Annotated in this window: 11 protein-coding genes; 6 read left to right on the forward strand and 5 right to left on the reverse strand. The window is 66.4% G+C overall.

Going from position 1 to position 16,492, the window contains the following annotated elements; translation table 11 throughout:
• On the reverse strand, positions 1-327 hold a 327-nt coding region (locus COLINT_RS00015; RefSeq protein WP_006722204.1), incomplete at its 3' end, for an HAD family hydrolase.
• 108 nt (positions 328-435) lie between these two features.
• Complete coding sequence (gene mgtA, locus COLINT_RS00020) at positions 436-3,324, reverse strand: magnesium-translocating P-type ATPase (RefSeq protein WP_006722205.1); 2,889 nt, start codon at positions 3,322-3,324, stop codon at positions 436-438.
• Positions 3,325-3,816: 492 nt separating this feature from the next.
• Between mgtA and COLINT_RS00025 the strand changes: the two genes are divergently transcribed.
• Positions 3,817-4,500, forward strand: a complete 684-nt coding sequence (locus COLINT_RS00025; protein ID WP_039910172.1) for a YoaK family protein — start codon at positions 3,817-3,819, stop codon at positions 4,498-4,500.
• Between the two features lie 23 nt (positions 4,501-4,523).
• On the opposite strand, the gene mnmA is transcribed toward COLINT_RS00025, so the two are convergent.
• Together mnmA and cysK are read right to left on the reverse strand one after the other, a co-directional pair.
• A complete protein-coding gene (gene mnmA, locus COLINT_RS00030; protein WP_006722208.1) occupies positions 4,524-5,753 on the reverse strand; it encodes a tRNA 2-thiouridine(34) synthase MnmA in 1,230 nt (409 codons plus the stop codon).
• A gap of 39 nt (positions 5,754-5,792) precedes the next feature.
• A complete protein-coding gene (cysK, locus tag COLINT_RS00035; RefSeq protein WP_006722209.1) occupies positions 5,793-6,728 on the reverse strand; it encodes a cysteine synthase A in 936 nt (311 codons plus the stop codon).
• A gap of 221 nt (positions 6,729-6,949) precedes the next feature.
• Here cysK and COLINT_RS00040 point away from each other — a divergent pair, with 221 nt between their 5' ends.
• On the forward strand, positions 6,950-7,390 hold the full coding sequence (locus COLINT_RS00040; protein ID WP_006722210.1) for an RrF2 family transcriptional regulator: 441 nt from the start codon (positions 6,950-6,952) through the stop codon (positions 7,388-7,390).
• Between the two features lie 11 nt (positions 7,391-7,401).
• Here COLINT_RS00040 and COLINT_RS00045 read toward each other — a convergent pair whose 3' ends face one another.
• Positions 7,402-7,767, reverse strand: a complete 366-nt coding sequence (locus COLINT_RS00045) for a phage holin family protein (RefSeq protein ID WP_006722211.1) — start codon at positions 7,765-7,767, stop codon at positions 7,402-7,404.
• Positions 7,768-7,927: 160 nt separating this feature from the next.
• On the opposite strand from COLINT_RS00045, the gene COLINT_RS00050 reads away from it, so the two are divergent.
• From COLINT_RS00050 to COLINT_RS00065, 4 genes are all read left to right on the forward strand, one after another.
• Positions 7,928-8,989 carry an FAD:protein FMN transferase gene (locus tag COLINT_RS00050; RefSeq protein WP_006722213.1) on the forward strand — a complete coding sequence of 354 codons (1,062 nt, stop codon included), beginning with the start codon at positions 7,928-7,930 and terminating at the stop codon, positions 8,987-8,989.
• A gap of 177 nt (positions 8,990-9,166) precedes the next feature.
• Positions 9,167-9,463: a YerC/YecD family TrpR-related protein gene (locus COLINT_RS00055; RefSeq protein WP_039910428.1), complete on the forward strand. Its 297-nt coding sequence runs from the start codon at positions 9,167-9,169 to the stop codon at positions 9,461-9,463.
• A 188-nt stretch (positions 9,464-9,651) separates the two neighbouring features.
• Positions 9,652-12,654: a PD-(D/E)XK nuclease family protein gene (locus COLINT_RS00060; RefSeq protein ID WP_233418290.1), complete on the forward strand. Its 3,003-nt coding sequence runs from the start codon at positions 9,652-9,654 to the stop codon at positions 12,652-12,654.
• A gap of 3 nt (positions 12,655-12,657) precedes the next feature.
• The gene (locus tag COLINT_RS00065) at positions 12,658-16,197 is read left to right on the forward strand and encodes a UvrD-helicase domain-containing protein (RefSeq protein ID WP_006722216.1); all 3,540 of its coding nucleotides are present in this window, start codon (positions 12,658-12,660) and stop codon (positions 16,195-16,197) included.
• Positions 16,198-16,492: the final 295 nt, after the last annotated feature.

A 16,492-nucleotide genomic window follows, 5' to 3' on the forward strand; every position in this document is an offset into this window, starting at 1 on the left:
GCTCGAGGTGGCGAGCGCCGCGGCGAGCCCTCGCTCGCGCACCGCGGCGACCGCCTCGGCGGCCCCGGGCTTGAGTTCGAGCTCGTCTTCCCAGGTTGCGTCGAAGATCTCGTGGCGGCGATTGAAGAGGCGCTCGGTGAATGCGGGATCGCCGAATTCGTCGTCGATCATATTCATGGCGTTGGGGATGCTGCATCCCACGAACGCGTGCAAGATATGCTCGGGGATTTCGATACGGAAATCCTGCGCGGCTCGCCGCCATGCGGCTTGGCTCACGCGCTCCGTGTCGATAAGGGTGCCGTCCATGTCGAAGATGACTGCCTGCATATGTGGGTCCTTTCGGGAAATTGTCTGGGCAGCATGGTATCAGGACGGGGTGCGGTCCACGTTTGGCGCGAATGCGCGGTTTCTGAGCGTTTCCGCAAGGGAGTCTTCCTACAGCAGCTCGCCGTGGGCGCGGACGTAGAGCGCTTTGGCGATGCTCGTGAGCAGCAGGTAACCGATCATCATCGCGGCGAGGACGCCGAAGAACGCACCCGGCAGCGGCACCAGGTCGAGAGCTGCGTTCACACCCGGAATGTAGGGCATGGCGGTTACCAGGCCCACACCCAAAACCGTGAGGACGGTGAGCGATGCGGCGGGCTTGCTCTGCACAAAGGGCAGGCGCTCGGTGCGCAGCAGGTGGATCACGAGGGTCTGCGTCCACATGGACTCGACGAACCAGCCGGTCTGGAAGACGAGCGCGAATAGGGCGCGCTGAGCGGGATCGGTGAGGGCGTCCCAGGGTGCGCCCACCACGAGCGGGCACACGACCCAGAACATCGCCGCGAAGGTCAGGATGTCGAAGATGGAGCTTACGGGGCCGATTTTGAGCATGAAGCTCACGATGCCGCGTGCGTCCCAGGTGCGCGGGCGGGCGAGGAACGACTCGTCGACGCGGTCCCAGGGCAGGGCGGCGCAGCTTACCGTGTAAGCCATGCCGAGCAGGAGCAGCTGCAGCGCGCTCATGGGCAAAAACGGCAGGAACGCGGCGGCGACGAGCACGGAGAGCACATTGCCGAAGTTGGAGCTCGCGGTGGTCTTGATGTACTTGATGGTGTTGCCGTAGGTGCGGCGCCCCTCGACGATGCCGTGGGCGAGTACGGTGAGATCCTTCTTGAGCAAGATGATGTCGGCGCTCTCCTTGGCGACGTCGACGGCGGTGTCGACGGAGATGCCGCAGTCGCTGGCGCGCATGGCGGCTGCGTCGTTGATGCCGTCGCCCATGAAGCCCACGGTGTGCTTGCCGTGCGTGCGCAGGACTTCGACGATGCGGGCCTTCTGCAGCGGGGAGAGCTTGGCAAAGAGCCCCGTGTGCTCGGCGCGCTCGGCGAGCTCGTCGTCGCTGAGCAGGTCGACGTCGGCTCCGGTGAGCATATTGCGGGCGTCGATGCCGACCTGCTCGCAGACGGTCGCGGCAACGGCGGCGTTGTCGCCGGTGAGCACCTTCACTGCCACACCCAAATCGCCGAGCTCCTTCACAGCCGCCTTGGCGCTTGCCTTGGGCGGATCGAGGAAGGCGAGATAACCGATGAGCGTCATGCCATGCTCGTCGTCGGCGGTGAGGTCGCGGGCCGGCACGTCGTTTCGCTGGGCCACGCCGACCACGCGCATGCCGCGCTCGTTGAGGCCGCGGACGCGGTCGAGAATCTGATCGGCCCGTTCGTCGGTGAGCGGCAGGACCTCGGTCCCGACCTCGACCGTGCTGCATACGTCGATCATCTCCTCGACGGCTCCCTTGGTGATGAGTTGGCGCTTGCCAGCGGCGTCTTCGACCACCACGCTCATGCGGCGACGGTCGAAGTCGAAGGGAATCTCGTCCACCAGGCGCCAATGGTCGCGCGCACCGGCGATCGTTGCGGCCTCGGGGGAGGTCCGCACGCCGCCCTCGCCCGCTCGGGCGTCCATGCTGCGGCCGCCGGCGGCAAGGGCCTCGGCGCGCTCGATGATGGCCTCGTCCATGAGGTTGCGCAGACCGGTCTGGAAGACGCTGTTGAGATATGCGTGACGGAGCACGCGGTCGCTGGGCGCGCCCAGCACGTCGAGATGGCGCTCGAGCACGATCTTGTCGCGCGTGAGGGTCCCGGTCTTATCGCAGCACAGGACGTCCATGGCGCCCAGGTTCTGGATGGAGGAGATCTCCTTGACCACGACGTCCTTCGCGCGCATGGCCTCTGCGCCGCGCGCGAGGCAGGTCGTCACGATGACCGGAAGCATCTGCGGTGTGATGCCCACGGCGACGGAGATGGAGAACAGCAGCGCGTCGAGCCAATCGCCCTTGGTGAGGCCGCACAGAACGAACACGATGGGGCACATGATGAGCATGAACCCCACGAGCACGCGGGAGACCGACGCCACGCCGGCGTCGAAGCTCGTGGCGGTCGGGCGGGAGTCGAGCGCGCTTGCGATGCCGCCCAGGTAGGTGCGCGCACCGGTGGTCACGACGACACCCGTGCCCGAACCGCTCTGCACGGTGGTGCCCGCGAAGGCGAAGTTCTCGCAATCGTCGATGAGCAGCGCCCGTCCGACGGGGTCCTCGATGGCGGCGGGGGTCTTCTCGACGGGGTCGGATTCGCCGGTGAGGGCGGCCTGGGTGAGGAACAGGTTCTTGGCCGAGACGATGCGCAGGTCGGCGGGGATGATGTCGCCCGCGGCGAGCTCGATCAGGTCGCCGGGGACCACGTCCGCCAGCGGGATCTCTGCAGCTCCGGTGCCCTCACGCACGCAGCGGCAGGTGATGGAGACGAGGCCCTTCAGGGCGTCAGCCGCGGCGGCTCCGCGGGTGTCCTGCCAAAACGAGATGCCTCCGGAGATGAGGACCATGACGCCGATGATGATGGCGGTGGAGGGGTCGGCCTCTCCGGGTGCGGCGAGGTAGACGTTGGTGTACAGCGAGATTGCGGCGAGTGCGAGCAGGATGAGGGTGAACGGCGTGAGGAACGCACGGGAGAGGCGGGCGGAGAGCGGGTCGTGATGCTCGGGGGCGATGATGTTGGCACCGTGCACCGAGCGGATGCGATGGGCCTGCTGCTCGGTGAGGCCGTGCTCGCCGGTGCCGAGCAGGTCCATGACCTCAGCGGCATCCAGGCATCCGATGTGCGCGATCTCGGGGTCGAGCCCCAAGGTCCGCTTCGCCGCTGCAGCCGAGCTCACGTTGTGGCGAACATGCGAGCTCACGCTGCCGATGACGCGGTGGATACCGCCGCGCACGCGGCTTCCGGCCATGTGAAGGCCTGTTCCGATTCCGGTGGTCTTGATACGGTCTATGTGCTTCATCCAGGTCATGAGGCACCTCCTTGACGTTGCCCCGACGTTGCCGGGTGTGTGGTCGAATAGGGGGAGATGCGCCCATGCAGGCATGGGTCGATCGCGGCGATCGCCGCGAGGACATCGATTCAGTTGCGTCGCGATGGCGGATGGCGTCCGTGCGTCCGTTATGCCTGGGGACTTATCGTCCAGTCAGAAGGTGTGAAAGCGGTCCGCGGGCGCCGTCATGGCGCAATCGGGGTTTGCTAGCCTGCTGGGCACAGCTACTGGCAGGATGGTCCATGACGCACCTCCTTTTCGGTCGCGGCCGGGGCCTTCTTCGAGATTCGCACGCTAGTGTAGACCGCCCGTTGGAGCTGTCAAGCGCGATCTCAGTCTAATCCACAAATTGGGTAGGTTTGTAAAGAAGGCGTTAAGTGCCTCAATTTGGGGAGACGGTCTCAAAATTGAGGTTCGGCATGGCATATGCTGTACAAGATTTCCATTGGCCGATGTGAGGGGGAAGGGCGCATGGAGCGCGCGAAGCAAGTATCCGAGTCGATCGAGCTCGGCGTCATTCTGGCGTTGGTCGGTGGCTTCATGGACGTGTATTCCTACGTCGGTCGCGGCGGCGTGTTCGCCAACGCGCAGACGGGCAACATCTTGCTCGTGGGCGTGCACATCTCCGAGGGCAACATCCCCCTCGCCATGCATTTCCTCTTGCCGGTCCTGTGCTTTTCCGTCGGCATCATGATGAGCGACTTGGTGCATGAACGGTTTGTCAGCGTCTTGCATTGGCGCCAGCTCACCGTCTTGGTCGAGGCTCTCATCTTGCTCGGTGTCGGCCTGCTGCCCCCTGAGCACAACATGCTCGCCAACGGCCTCACCTCGCTCGCTTGCGGCATGCAGGTCGAGAGTTTTCGCAAGATCCGCGGGCGCGGCATCGCCACCACCATGTGCATCGGCAACTTGCGCAGCGCTCTGCAAAACGTCGACGACTACATCATCACGCATGAGCGCGGCTTCCTGGTCAACGGGCTTTTGTACTTCGGCGTGATCGCCGTGTTCGTATGCGGTGCCGTGCTCGGCAACTGGAGTCTCGAGCGATTCGGGCTCTCGGCCATCGGCATCTGCTCGCTACTGTTGCTCGCGGCGTTCTTCATGATGTTTTCCGACCGCGAGGCTGCGGGGGAGTGCGAGGCAGCGGGGAAGTAGCGGTCGTTCGCCCGGTGTACGGGCTACTTGATCGCCCTCACCACGGTGCCGCCGCCCAAGACGATATCGCCGGCATATGCCACGACTGCCTGGCCGGGGGCGATGCCGCGTTCGGGCGAGTCGAAGATGAGCTCGAAGGCGTTCGCCGCGTTCTCGGCGATCGCGTTTGCTCCCGCCGACGATCCGGTCGTGCCGCACGTCGCCCTGCGCAGACGCGCGGGCTGTGCGGGGTGACGGTAGCGGATCTTGGCGCTCACGGGCAGGCCCGTCTCGCCTGCCTCGTCCAATAGCTCTTCCATGACGTTTGCCGGCGCGCTCCAAATCCAGTCATCGGCCACGAGGCCGCTCGCCATGAGGTCGGCTACCTCTCCCAGAGTGACCGTGTTCGCCACGGCGTCGATGCCCGTCACGTAGACGGGATGTGCGCAGGCCACGCCCAGCCCTTTGCGCTGGCCCACGGTGTAGCGAATCGCCCCGTGATGGCGTCCCAGCACGTGACCGCTCGTGTTCACGATATCGCCCTCCGGCAACGGCGCTCCGTTGCGCTTTTCGATGTAGGTGGCGAAGTCGTTGTCCGGGACGAAGCAGATGCCCTGGCTGTCTCGCTTGCCTGCATTCTCAAAGCCCTGCTCGCGGGCGATTCGGCGCACGTCGCGCTCCTTGAACAGTCCGCCGAGGGGCAACAGGGTGCGCGCAAGGCGTTCCTGCGTAAGCGAATACAGCACGTAGCTCTGGTCTTTTGAGGGGTCGAGCGCGCAGCTGAGGGTGTGGACGGCGTTTGATGCGCCCGTCCGCGCGGTGATTCTGGCCACGAACTCCTGCTCTTCGCCGCGCCGAACCGAGCCGCCTCCGCCCTCGGCGAGCGTGCCGATGCGCCCGTAATGGCCCGTGGCTATGAAATCGCAATCGTGTTCACGGGCGTAGGAGAGCAGCGCGTCGAACTTGAGGTGGCGGTTGCAATCGATACAGGGATTGGGGGTGCGTCCTGTCTCATAGGTCCGGACGAATTTCTCCACCACATGGCGCTCGAAGGTCTCGCGCATGTCGATGACCTCGTGGGGGAAGCCCAGGCGTGCACAGATCGCGGCGGCGTCGTCGGCGTCCGACCCGCTGCCGCAGGCGCCGGGCGCGGCATCGCCGTGCAGCAACATGGTGGCGCCAAGGCAGTCGTACCCCTGCTGGGTGAGCAGGTAGGCGGTGACGCTCGAATCGACGCCGCCGCTCATGGCGACGAGTACGCGCTTGCGGGTCATGGGTCTCCTTTGCGTAAGTGCTTGGCGTGGTGCGTGCGACTAGGTGAAGAGGGCGGTGGAGAGGTAGCGCTCACCGGTATCGGGGAGCAGGGCAACGATGGTTTTTCCGGCGTTTTCGGGGCGCTTCGCCAGCTCGAGGGCTGCCCAGGTGGCGGCTCCCGATGAGATGCCGGCCAAAACGCCCGCCTGCCGTGCGAGGGCGCGGCCGCAGGCGAGTGCATCCTCGTCCTTCACGGGGATGACCTCATCGTACACGTCGGTGTCGAGCACCTCGGGCACAAAGCCCGCGCCGATTCCCTGGATGGCGTGGGGCGCGGCCGATCCGCCTGAGAGCACGGGCGAGCCGGCGGGCTCGACGGCGACCACACGGATGCCCTCATTCATCTGCTTGAGATAGCGCCCCACTCCGGTGATGGTGCCGCCCGTCCCGACGCCCGCCACGAAGATGTCGACGTCTCCTTCGGTGTCGCGCCAGATCTCGGGGCCGGTGGTCGCCATATGGGCCGCGGGGTTCGATGGATTGGTGAACTGGCCGGCGACCCAGCTCTTGGGGGTGCTCGCCGCGAGCTCCTCGGCTCGGGCGATCGCGCCCTTCATGCCCTCGGTGCCCGGGGTGAGTACGAGTTCGGCGCCATAGGCGGCGAGAAGGGCCCTCCGTTCGGCGCTCATCGTATCCGGCATGGTTATCACGAGTCGGTATCCGCGCGCCGCCGCCAGGGCTGCCAGACCGACGCCGGTGTTTCCGCTCGTCGGCTCGATGATGGTGTAGCCGGCGTCCGGCGCGATGACACCGGCGGCCTCCGCCTCGTTCAGCATGTTGAGGGCGACGCGGTCTTTGACCGAGCCGGCGGGGTTTTGACGCTCGAGCTTCACGAGCACGCGCGCCTTGAGGTCGAGTTGGCGCTCGAATCGGACGAGTTCAAGCAGGGGCGTGTTGCCCACGAGCTCGTCGAGGGAGGTGTGGATGCGGGTCATATCTACTCCTTTGCACGGTGTCGGTAATTGTAAGCCGTCGCTGTCGGTTTGTTTGCGCACACAAAATCATACCAAAAACATAGGAATTATGTCGGCTGGTGGGGTCGAGTTAAAATTCAGCAGCTCCCTTTCATCCGTTTACGAGAAATAACCCATATGCCGCAGGGGGTTGTCTGCTATGCTTTGGCCAGTGGAACAGACGAGACGGAGGTGCGGATATCATGCTGGTGTCGACAAAAGGACGCTATGCGTTGCGCGTGATGATCGACCTCGCGGAGCATCGATCCGACGGGCGCACGCCTCTCAGGAAGATCGCCGCCCGCCAGGGGATCTCCGAGAAATACCTCGAGAACATCCTCACGACGTTGGTGCGCCATGGGTTGCTGTCCGGGCTGCGCGGCAAGGGGGGCGGTTATTGTCTCACGCGTGAACCCGAGGATTTCACCATCGGTGAGGTTTTGCGTCTGACGGAGGGCTCGCTGTGCCCGGTTGCCTGTTTGGAGCACGGCCATGACGGCTGCGACCGCGCGGAACACTGCCGGACCGTCCGTGTGTGGCGCGAGCTCGATTCCCTGATCGAGAATTACCTGAACGGAGTGACGTTGGCGGACCTGGTGCGCGACGAATCGTTCGAGGAGCCGTCGGGCCCCTGCATATCCTAGGCTCTGAGCCCCTAGTCGTTGGTGGCGACCCCGAGCATCGTGCATACGATGCTCACGACGATGCTGCCGAACAGGGCGGCGCCAAAGCCGCTGATGGAGATGCCGGAACCAAGAAGGTTCACGGACAGCCAGCTGGCGAGTTCGAGCATGAAGCTGTTCACCACGAGTTGGAACAGGCCCACGGTGAGGCAGGTGAGCGGCAGGGAGATGACCGTGATGAGCGGCTTCACCAGGGAGTTGACGAGCCCGAGGAACAGACCCACGAAGGCGAAGCTGAGCCAGGGGTCCGCGGTCCCGAAGGGCTGGATGCCGGGGACGATGAACGCGGCGACGGCGATGGCGATGGACGTCAGGAGCCAATTGAGGAAAAAGCGCATGGGAGGCCTTTCGGGTAGGTTCGGTGCTGCGAGACGGGGATCGCTCGTCGACTCGGCGCGCCGGGCGGGGGTATGATGGGCAAATCGGCGCCTGCGCCGGCTCGGCCACCTCGTTCATTCTACCCATACCACGCATGGGCCATCAGGCGTGAGGAGCGACATGCAACGCTATGAATACGGCGACGCCCGGGAGGCCGTCGCGGAGCGCGGGGACGATGCCTCTCGCGTCATCTCGTTTTTCATCTTTAACACCGAGGTTCATTTCCACGCCTATGCGTCCGATGGGCAATCCGTCTCGGACCCGGCGGTGAGCCGGCGGCTCGACACCGCCCTCGCCGCGTGCAGGGACCGCTGCCTGTATTTCGAGCACCGTCTGTCGCGCACGAGGCCCGAGTCCGACATCTGTCGTGCCCATTCCTGCGCGCCCGCGGAAGTCGGCATCGCGCCCGAGACGGCCGACCTCATCCGCCGATCTTTGGGGTATTGCGAACGCAGCCGCGGGACCTTCGACGTCACGATGGGGACGGTGACGCGTCTGTGGGATTTCCACGAGGGTGTGGTCCCCAGTCCGTTGTCCCTGTCACGCGCGCTGCCGCACCTGGGGTGCTCCCACATCCACCTCGGCGGTACCGCTGCCGCGCCGACGTTGTCGATAGACGACCCCGAGACGGTGCTCGATCTCGGGGGCGTGGCAAAGGGCTATATCGCCGATGACCTGGCTGGCATTCTCCTGGATCACGGCGTCGAGCGTTTCGTCATCAACCTGGGCGGCAATGTGCTCGTGCGAGGCGGAAGGCCTCGAGATGACGCGGCCCGCCCGCCCGTGCACGACGGCGCCCCTTGGAAGATCGGCATCGTCAACCCGCGCGACCCGGCTCATTACCGCGCCATCGTCGATGTCTCGGACGGGTCGGTCGTGACGAGCGGCCTGCATGAGCGACGCTTCACGCGGGGAGGGCGGACGTACCACCATATCTTGAATCCCATGGACGGCATGCCCGCGCGCACCGACGTGGCGAGTGCGACCATCATCGCGTCCGCGTCGATCGACTGCGACGGCTATTCGACTGCGGCGCTTATGTTGGGCATGGACGAGGGCCCGGCGTTCGTCGAGGGGATCGACGGCGTCGAGGGCGTGTTCATCAGCGATGCGGACGAGGTGCGTTGGACGTCGGGCATTGCCGACAGGCTCTCTTTGGTGCCCACGCTCCCGCGCTGGTAGGATCCGGCGCACCCTTCACCGACGGTGCGCCCCCGTCCGCCCGCATGGAGTGCTTTAGCGCGCTACTGTGATAAACTGTGCCAAGGTGGCGTGCGCGCTGCCATTTTTACGTTATGGATGCCCTCGGCGCATCGCCAGGGCGGTTATGTGCCCAATGCGGCAAGGTTGGTGGTTCCGTTGAATATCGAGAAGATGTTCGAGCGTCCCGATGTGGACCAGCTCGTCGAGGCGTTTCAACTCGTCGAGGGCCCCGATGAGATTCGCGCGTTCCTGACCGATCTGTGCACCCCGCGTGAGATCTGCGATTTCGCCCAGCGCCTGCAGGTCGCCCGGTACTTGGATGAGGGCGAGCCCTATGTCGAGGTCCAGGCCCGTACCGGCGCCTCCTCAACCACGGTGAGTCGCGTCTCCAAGTCGCTCAACGGCGAGTACGGCGGCTACCGCAAGGTGCTTGTCAAGTTCGGCGATCAGTAGCGCGGGCCAGCACGGTCAGAAGATTCCGCCCCTCGCGGCCATAAGGTTGCGGGGGGCGGTTTCTCTTGCGTGTCGGGAGGGCGCCCGCACTTTGGCGCGATTGCGCGGGAGCGTGTCCTTCGGAGCGCGATGGTGTCCGCGCGGGCGTGTAGGATAGGGCTATGCAACTTCTACCGAGGATGGGGAGCATGGGGCTGAAAGTCTATACGACGCAATCCGTGACGGCACTCACGGGTGCCGAGATATCGCTGCTCGAGGATGCCGCACGCGCGTGCGGCCGTGCCACGCTGTTGGTGCCCTCGTTCGCCGAGCGCGACGTGTGCCGTCGCGCCTTGGCAGACGCGCGCGTCGGCACGGGCGTCGACGTGACAACGCCCGAGGCTTGGATCGAGGGGCTGTGGGAGCTCTTCGGCGATGGCCGTCGCGTGGTGTCTCCGCTCGAGCGCCGCATGCTCGTCTCGGCCCTCATGGACCGGCGAGATGCCGGCCAGATCGCCCCGCTGCGCGATAACCCGGGAACGGCGCGCCTCATTTCCCAGATCGCCGAGGCCCTGCTGCCCGAGATCGCCGCCCCCGCCGTGCTGGGGAGGAGGGAGGCCGAGCCCGACGGCGAATCGGAGCGGGTGGTGTTTTGCCTGGTGCGCGCTTACGCCGACATGCTCGCCGCGCGTGGCCTCGTCGAGGCTTCGGAGGCTGCGTCCGTCTTGGCGGGCCTTGTCGGGGATGGCGCCCCCGCGTGCGCGCGCTTCGTCGCCGTGCGCGATGTTCCCCGTCTGCCCGGTCACGTGATGCGCCTTTTGAGGGCCGTCGCCGGTGCGGGCGAGGTCGCCCTGCTCCTCAACCCCGACCAGCGTTCGCTCGCATCGGAGCTTGACGCCTCCATCGAGACGGTCGGGCTCGATGACGGCCACCCCGCGTCGCGCTTCCAGGGGGACCCCGAGTTCCTCGAGGTCGCAGGCCCGCATGCCCGCGGCGCCGCCTACGCGAGCGCCCTTGCCGATCTCGTGGGGGATGGGCGTGACGTGGTGGTGGCCGCAGCCCGCCCCTCCGAGGTGTTCGAAGAGGTCTCGCCCCGCCTGGCGGCTCGCGGAATCAGCTCGGAATGCACGTTGGCCGCCCGGTTCGGCCAGACCGCAGTCGGCCGTCAGTTCGCTGCCCTGTCCGATGTGGTTGCCCGCATGAAGGATGCGGGGGAGGACCCCGAGCGCGCGGCGACGTGGTGGCCTGCGCCGGAGCTCGCCGATTGGCTTTACTCGCCGCTTTCCGGCATGGATTCCAATTCCGCCCGGATGTTCGACAAGAAGATCCGATCCAACCGATCCCTGACGCCCGAGGCGGTCCTGCGCACGTTGCAGAGCTATCAGAGCCAAACGACGACCAAGCGTCAGCGCTCCGACCAGTCAAAACCCTATGCGCAGGTGCCCGCCGTGTGCGCGAGCGTCGTCTCTTATTTGTGGCAGGAGCGTCCAGTCTCGGCCCTCAAGGCCATATGTGCCGTCGCCGGCGCCCTGCCCCCCAGCGCATTCGGCTGGAGGGACGGGTCAGTCCGCGCCGGAGTCGAGGTGTCCATGGCCGCCAAGGCCATCGAGACCTTGACCGATGTCGCTCACGAGCTGGACGTTTGCCAATCCGCCGCCGTCACGGTGTTGGATGGCCTGACCGTCTCCGCTCGCCGTCGCACGGAGTCGACCGACTTTGCGCACACGGGCTACGAGGGCGATGCGGATATGCCCTGCGTGCGGTTCATGACGCTCGCCGAAGCGGCCTTGCTGCCCGCCGGTTCCGTGGACGCCGTCTTCGTCGCCGACGTGGATGTCGACAACTTCCCGCTTTCGCATGAGGAGGGCGCGCTTGCGACCCTCGCCGCCAAACTCGGAGCCGCGTCTATGGAGCTCGAGCCCGCCGCCCGTCTGCGCGACCTGTTCGACCGCGCGCTGGCGGCCGCTCGCAGCCGCGCGGTCCTGGCCCGTGTGACGCACGACCGTCAGGCCAAGGACCGCTATCCCGCAGCGATGTGGACGGAGCTCACCGCCGCCGTCCGCGCGGCGGGGCGTGTCGTGACCGTGACCTCGGTGGGCGAGGGCGACATCGCGGCCGATCTCGACACCGCCGCCGGCATGGGCCTGAAGCGTCGGCGTGTGGCGTGCCTTCCCCCGCAGGAGCTGGGCGAGGACGCCATCCGCCACCTGGTGCTCTACCAGCGTGATCCAAACGACCCATCGCGCCTTGTGCCGCGTCAGCTGTCCGCCTCCCAGATCGAGGGGTACGTGACCTGCCCTCTGTGCTGGTTTATGTCCTCACGAGTTCGTCCGCAGTCGCTTGATGCGGGATTCGGCAATATGGAGAAGGGCAATTTCGTCCACGACGTCATGTATCGCCTGCACGCCGAGCTTACCGAGGAGGGTGTCCCCCGTGTCACGCCTGAGAATCTCGAGGTGTGTCTGGAAAAGCTCCGGGATGTGTTCGATTGTGTCCGTGCGGAGCACGCGCGCAACAAGACCTCGAGCTCCGCTGCGCTCGTCGCGCACTCGGCTCTCGAGCATGTGCAGGTGGACGAGATCTTGCCGCAGCTCGAGGCGGTGGTCCGTTACGAGGCGGGGGCGTTGGCGCCCTTCGCGCCCGCATACCTCGAGTACTCCTTCAACGGCCTTGGGGTCGAGTACGCCGGCCGTCCGCTCGGTGGGCGCATCGACCGCGTGGACGTCGACGTGGAGGGCCGCGCGATGGTCATCGACTATAAGCACCGCATGGATGTCAACGCCTTCAAGCTGGCGGACCCAACGGTCGCCAAGCGTGACGGCGTCGTCCCCGCCGATGACCCCGACTGGCTGCCCGAGCACACGCAGTCGCTCATCTATGCCCAGGCGTTGCGCCATTCCGAGCTCGCGCTCGATGCCCGCGGCGCCCTCTATTTCTCGACCAAGGGCGGCGCTCCCGCCATGCGTGGCGCCGTTTCGGAGGAGTTCGTCGAGGTCGAGTCTGGTGACGGGCGCGTGCCGGGCTTGCGGGCGGGCTTCCCCGACGCCGAGCACGGAGGCACCATGGGCTTCGACGAGTTGCTCGAACGAGTCGAGCAGACCATCGCGCGCAAGTTGGACGCCCTCGAGGCGGGCGACGTCTCGGCGGCGGAGAAGCCGGGCGCGCGGTGCGCATTCAACCATGATCTTGGATTTGAGTGGAGGGACGCATAACCAATGGACCTTTCCACCCTCATGCCGCAGCAGCGCGATATCGTGACGACTCTCGATCGACCGCTTTTCGTCTCGGCGGGCGCCGGTTCCGGCAAGACCTTCACCCTGACGCGCAGGATCTTATGGGCGCTCTCGCCCGAGTCCGGCCCCTTCATCCGTAATCTCGACCGGGTGCTGGCCATCACGTTCACCAAAGACGCCGCCGCCGAGATTCGCGAGCGCGTCCGCGGGGCCCTCATCGAGGAGGGCATGGGCGACATCGCCCTGCAGGTCGACGACGCGTGGATCTCGACGATCCACGGTATGTGCTCGCGCATCCTGCGCGCTCATGCGCTCGAGCTCGGCCTCGACCCCGAATTCAGCGTTTTGGACGAGTCCGTCTCCGGTCCGCTTATGGACCGGGCAGTCGATGCCGTGATTGCGCGGGAGCGCGGCGGCTTGCGCGAGCTGCAGGAGTGGTACGCGCTGTCCGGTGAGTTGGACCCGAGCGGCTTTGAGGCGGGCACGAGCGCCAAGCGCCTGGTACGCACCCTGCTCGAGCGCGCAAGTGCCTCGCGTCACGGCTTCGACGACATGCACCTCATCCGCGGTTCGGTGGATTTCTCGGGCCTCATGGACGCCTATCGCCAATGTCTCGGCGCGAGTGCCAAGGCAGCCGAGACCGCGCGCATCGCGTTGGATGCCCTCGAGGCCTATGGATGCGGTCCGCAGACGCGCGGGGACCTCGCGGCGTGCATGCTCGCCTGCGGCATGCCCCGCCCGAGCAAGGCGTTTCCCAAGGAGCAGGTGGCTTTGCTCAAGGCAGAGGCCGCCGACGCCTTCATCAACGCCTATCTGGCTCTCGGAGGCTCCGCCCTCGACGAGTTGCTCGCCCTTGCCCGCGCCGTCGGCGACGAGTATGCCGCGCTCAAGGCGGAGCGCTCGGCGCTCGACAACAACGACCTGCTCCGCCTCACCTATGAGGCGCTGCGCGATCACCCCCGTATCCGCGATGCGTATGCGGGCAAATTCGCGATGGTCATGATCGACGAGTTCCAAGACACCGATCAGCAACAGGTCGACCTCATCAACTTCCTGACGGGCGAGGGCGGTCGCGCGCTGTGCACCGTGGGCGACGCCCAGCAGTCCATCTACCGCTTTCGCGGCGCCGAGGTCGAGGTGTTCCGCCGCGCCCAGCGCCGCATCGAGCAGGGGGCCGCTGCGGGTTCCGAGGGGTCCGTGGTCAAGCTCGTCAAGAACTTCCGCAGCCACGCCGAGGTGCTCGAGTATGTCGCACGCGTCTTCGACGACGGACAGGGCGGCATCATGCCCAGCTTCCTCAACCTGCTCCCGCACGACGGGCGCGCCGACGGCCTGCGGGTCGCGGGCGCCTCGCGTCGTCAGGCCCTGCTTGTCGCGGGCGGCACCACCGAGGAGCGCACGGCGGCCAAGGCCGAGGCCATCGCCAAGCGGTTTCGCGCCCTCGCCGATGCCGGTCAACCCGCAGGCGACATGGTCCTGTTGTTGGGCGGCATGACCCGCGCGGGCGTCTATGCGGATGCCATTCGCGCACAGGGCCTCGACTGCGTGATCAGCGGCGGTTCGGTGTTCGCCTCCACGGAGGAGGCCAAGACCATCCGCGCGCTCGTGCATATGCTCGGCAACCTCGCCGACACCGCACAGGGCTTGGCCCCCGTGCTCGCCTCTCCGCTGTTCGCGTTGGGCGTCCAGGAATTCCTCGCGCTGGCAACGGCGTGGGACGCGCAGACCGGCGAGACCCGCCGTCGCAATATCGAGCTCGGCATCCTGTTTGACGACGACGCCCCGGGCTTCGGCGACCTTCCGCTGCTCGCTCGTGCCCGCACGGTCCTGCGCCGTGCCCTTTCGCGCCTGGGGAAGGATCCGCTCGCTTCGATCGTGCGCGACGTGGTCAACGAGTCCGGCTGGATGGTCCGTCTCGCCGAGCGCGGGGCGGAGGGTCGCGCGCAGGCAGCGAACGTCCTCAAGGCCATCGACGCGGTCGCGGAGGCCGAGGCGGAACTGGGCAATGCACCGCGTCAGGTGGCGCTTGCCTACGATCGCTTCCTGACGGGCAAGCAGGCGCCGGGAGCCCTCAACGAGGAAGGCGGCAATGCGGTCCGCATCATGACGGTGCATGCGTCCAAGGGCCTCGAGTTCCCCGTGGTCGCGGTGTCCGAGTGCTTCGGCATCCGCTCCAATTCCGCGCGCATGCAGTCGGTGCGCCGCGACGACGGCACGCTCGACCTCGTCGCGCTGCCGGGCCGTTTCCCGGACTGCCGCGATTCGCTCGGGTCGCTGATAGAGGGCGCCGAGGTTGAGAAGCAGTTCAAGAGGTACCTGAGCGGCTCGGGCGCCACGGGTCCCTGGCTCGACGCGAGCCTGGTCGATGACGTGTGCGCGACCGGGTCGGCCGCCGAGGCATGGTTGTCCATGCGCGACGAGGAGGACCGCCTCGCGCTCGAGGAGCGCGCTCGCCTCCTGTACGTCGCCATGACACGCGCCCGCGAGGTTTGCTTGCTCGCGATGGACGCCCCTGTCGGCCGCGGCAAGGGGTCGGCCCTCGCGCTCAAGCCCGAGCTGGACCTCACGCCCGCCGTGCTCGAGCGCATCCTGCCCGACGCCGGCGCCTCCCTCGCGTGCGATCGCCTCGTGTTCGACAACGCACAAGCGGGCGATTTCGAGCTGATCGCCCTTAGGGACTTCTCGTATGGTGGCGTCGTATATGAGGCGAATGCCGCGCTCGCCGACGCGGAGGACCCGGTTGCGGATGTCCCCGTGTCCGAGCCGATGGACTCCTTCACGCTCGTGGAGCCCGCGAACGTGTACATGCGCGTCGTGCCCGCCGAACGTGCCCCACGCGATTCCTACAGCTACTCGTCGGTCTCGGCGGAGCTGCACGAGGAAGCCGAGGACCATCCCGAGCCTACGGAGGCCCCTATTGAGGGGGCGTCGGGGGAGGCCGCGGTGTCGGGTGGAGTCGAGGCGCCGCGCGATGAGCGGGCCGTTCCGTCGCACGAGGGAGACCCGACGGCGCTCGGCAGCGCCTTCCATGCCGCTTGCCAGTGGCTGATCGAGCTCGACCGTGCCGATTTGCCCGTCGAGCGTGCCGACGCCCTATGCCGCTACTGGGGCTGCACGGCCGCCCAACGCGAGCGTTTCGATGAGGCGGTTGCGCGCTGGCTTTCCAGCGACGTGCGCGCCGAGGCCCTTGCCTGGCCGTGCCGTCGTGCCGAGGTGCCGTTCTACTCCCTCGGCATGGATGGACTTGTGGAGCGCTTCGGTCCTTATGCCGAGGGTGCCATCGACTTGCTGTGCACCGATGCCGCCCGTCCCGGTCGTGCTCTGCTGATCGACTACAAGACCGGTGGGAGCTCGCTCGAGACGCCCGAGCAGCTGCAGGAGAAGCACGCCCTTCAAGCGAGCGTCTACGCCGATGTCTTGCACAAGGCCGGGTACGAGCAAGTGACGCTCAAGTTCGTCCGTGTCGAGGTGCCCGACCCGTCCGACCCGACGCAGCCCCAGGTCGTCACGTACGAGCTATAACTTCAATTGAGGGCCCGACGCAGGAAATCCCGATGTGGCGACTGCCCCGATGTAGGGGCGCCCCCACATCGGGGCAGTCGCCAATTGAGCCCAAGATTGTCTATGGTTATCTTCCCTTTGGCGGCTTCAGGGGGAAGAAAGTCATAGACAAATCCCCAGCTGCCATAGGCGGTCTCTGGTCACCATAGGTAATTCTTTGCTGCCAAAGGTAATCTTGCGCCGTGCGATGAGAGCGCCCATCGCTTCCAGGCAGCTGGGAGATGAAAAATTCAGCCCAAGTTCGCATGGTGTCGAC

Origin of the sequence: Collinsella intestinalis DSM 13280, assembly GCF_000156175.1 — a bacterium.
Taxonomy (GTDB): domain Bacteria; phylum Actinomycetota; class Coriobacteriia; order Coriobacteriales; family Coriobacteriaceae; genus Collinsella; species Collinsella intestinalis.

Excerpts from the sequence above, each read along its gene's own strand:
- cysK (WP_006722209.1), bottom strand. The coding sequence starts at position 6,728 with ATGACCCGCATCCACACCTCCCTCGACGAGCTCGTGGGCAACACGCCC.
- COLINT_RS00065 (WP_006722216.1), top strand. The coding sequence starts at position 12,658 with ATGGACCTTTCCACCCTCATGCCGCAGCAGCGCGATATCGTGACGACT.
- COLINT_RS00045 (WP_006722211.1), bottom strand. The coding sequence starts at position 7,767 with ATGCGCTTTTTCCTCAATTGGCTCCTGACGTCCATCGCCATCGCCGTC.
- COLINT_RS00040 (WP_006722210.1), top strand. The coding sequence starts at position 6,950 with ATGCTGGTGTCGACAAAAGGACGCTATGCGTTGCGCGTGATGATCGAC.
- COLINT_RS00050 (WP_006722213.1), top strand. The coding sequence starts at position 7,928 with ATGCAACGCTATGAATACGGCGACGCCCGGGAGGCCGTCGCGGAGCGC.
- mgtA (WP_006722205.1), bottom strand. The coding sequence starts at position 3,324 with ATGACCTGGATGAAGCACATAGACCGTATCAAGACCACCGGAATCGGA.
- mnmA (WP_006722208.1), bottom strand. The coding sequence starts at position 5,753 with ATGACCCGCAAGCGCGTACTCGTCGCCATGAGCGGCGGCGTCGATTCG.
- COLINT_RS00060 (WP_233418290.1), top strand. The coding sequence starts at position 9,652 with ATGGGGCTGAAAGTCTATACGACGCAATCCGTGACGGCACTCACGGGT.
- COLINT_RS00025 (WP_039910172.1), top strand. The coding sequence starts at position 3,817 with ATGGAGCGCGCGAAGCAAGTATCCGAGTCGATCGAGCTCGGCGTCATT.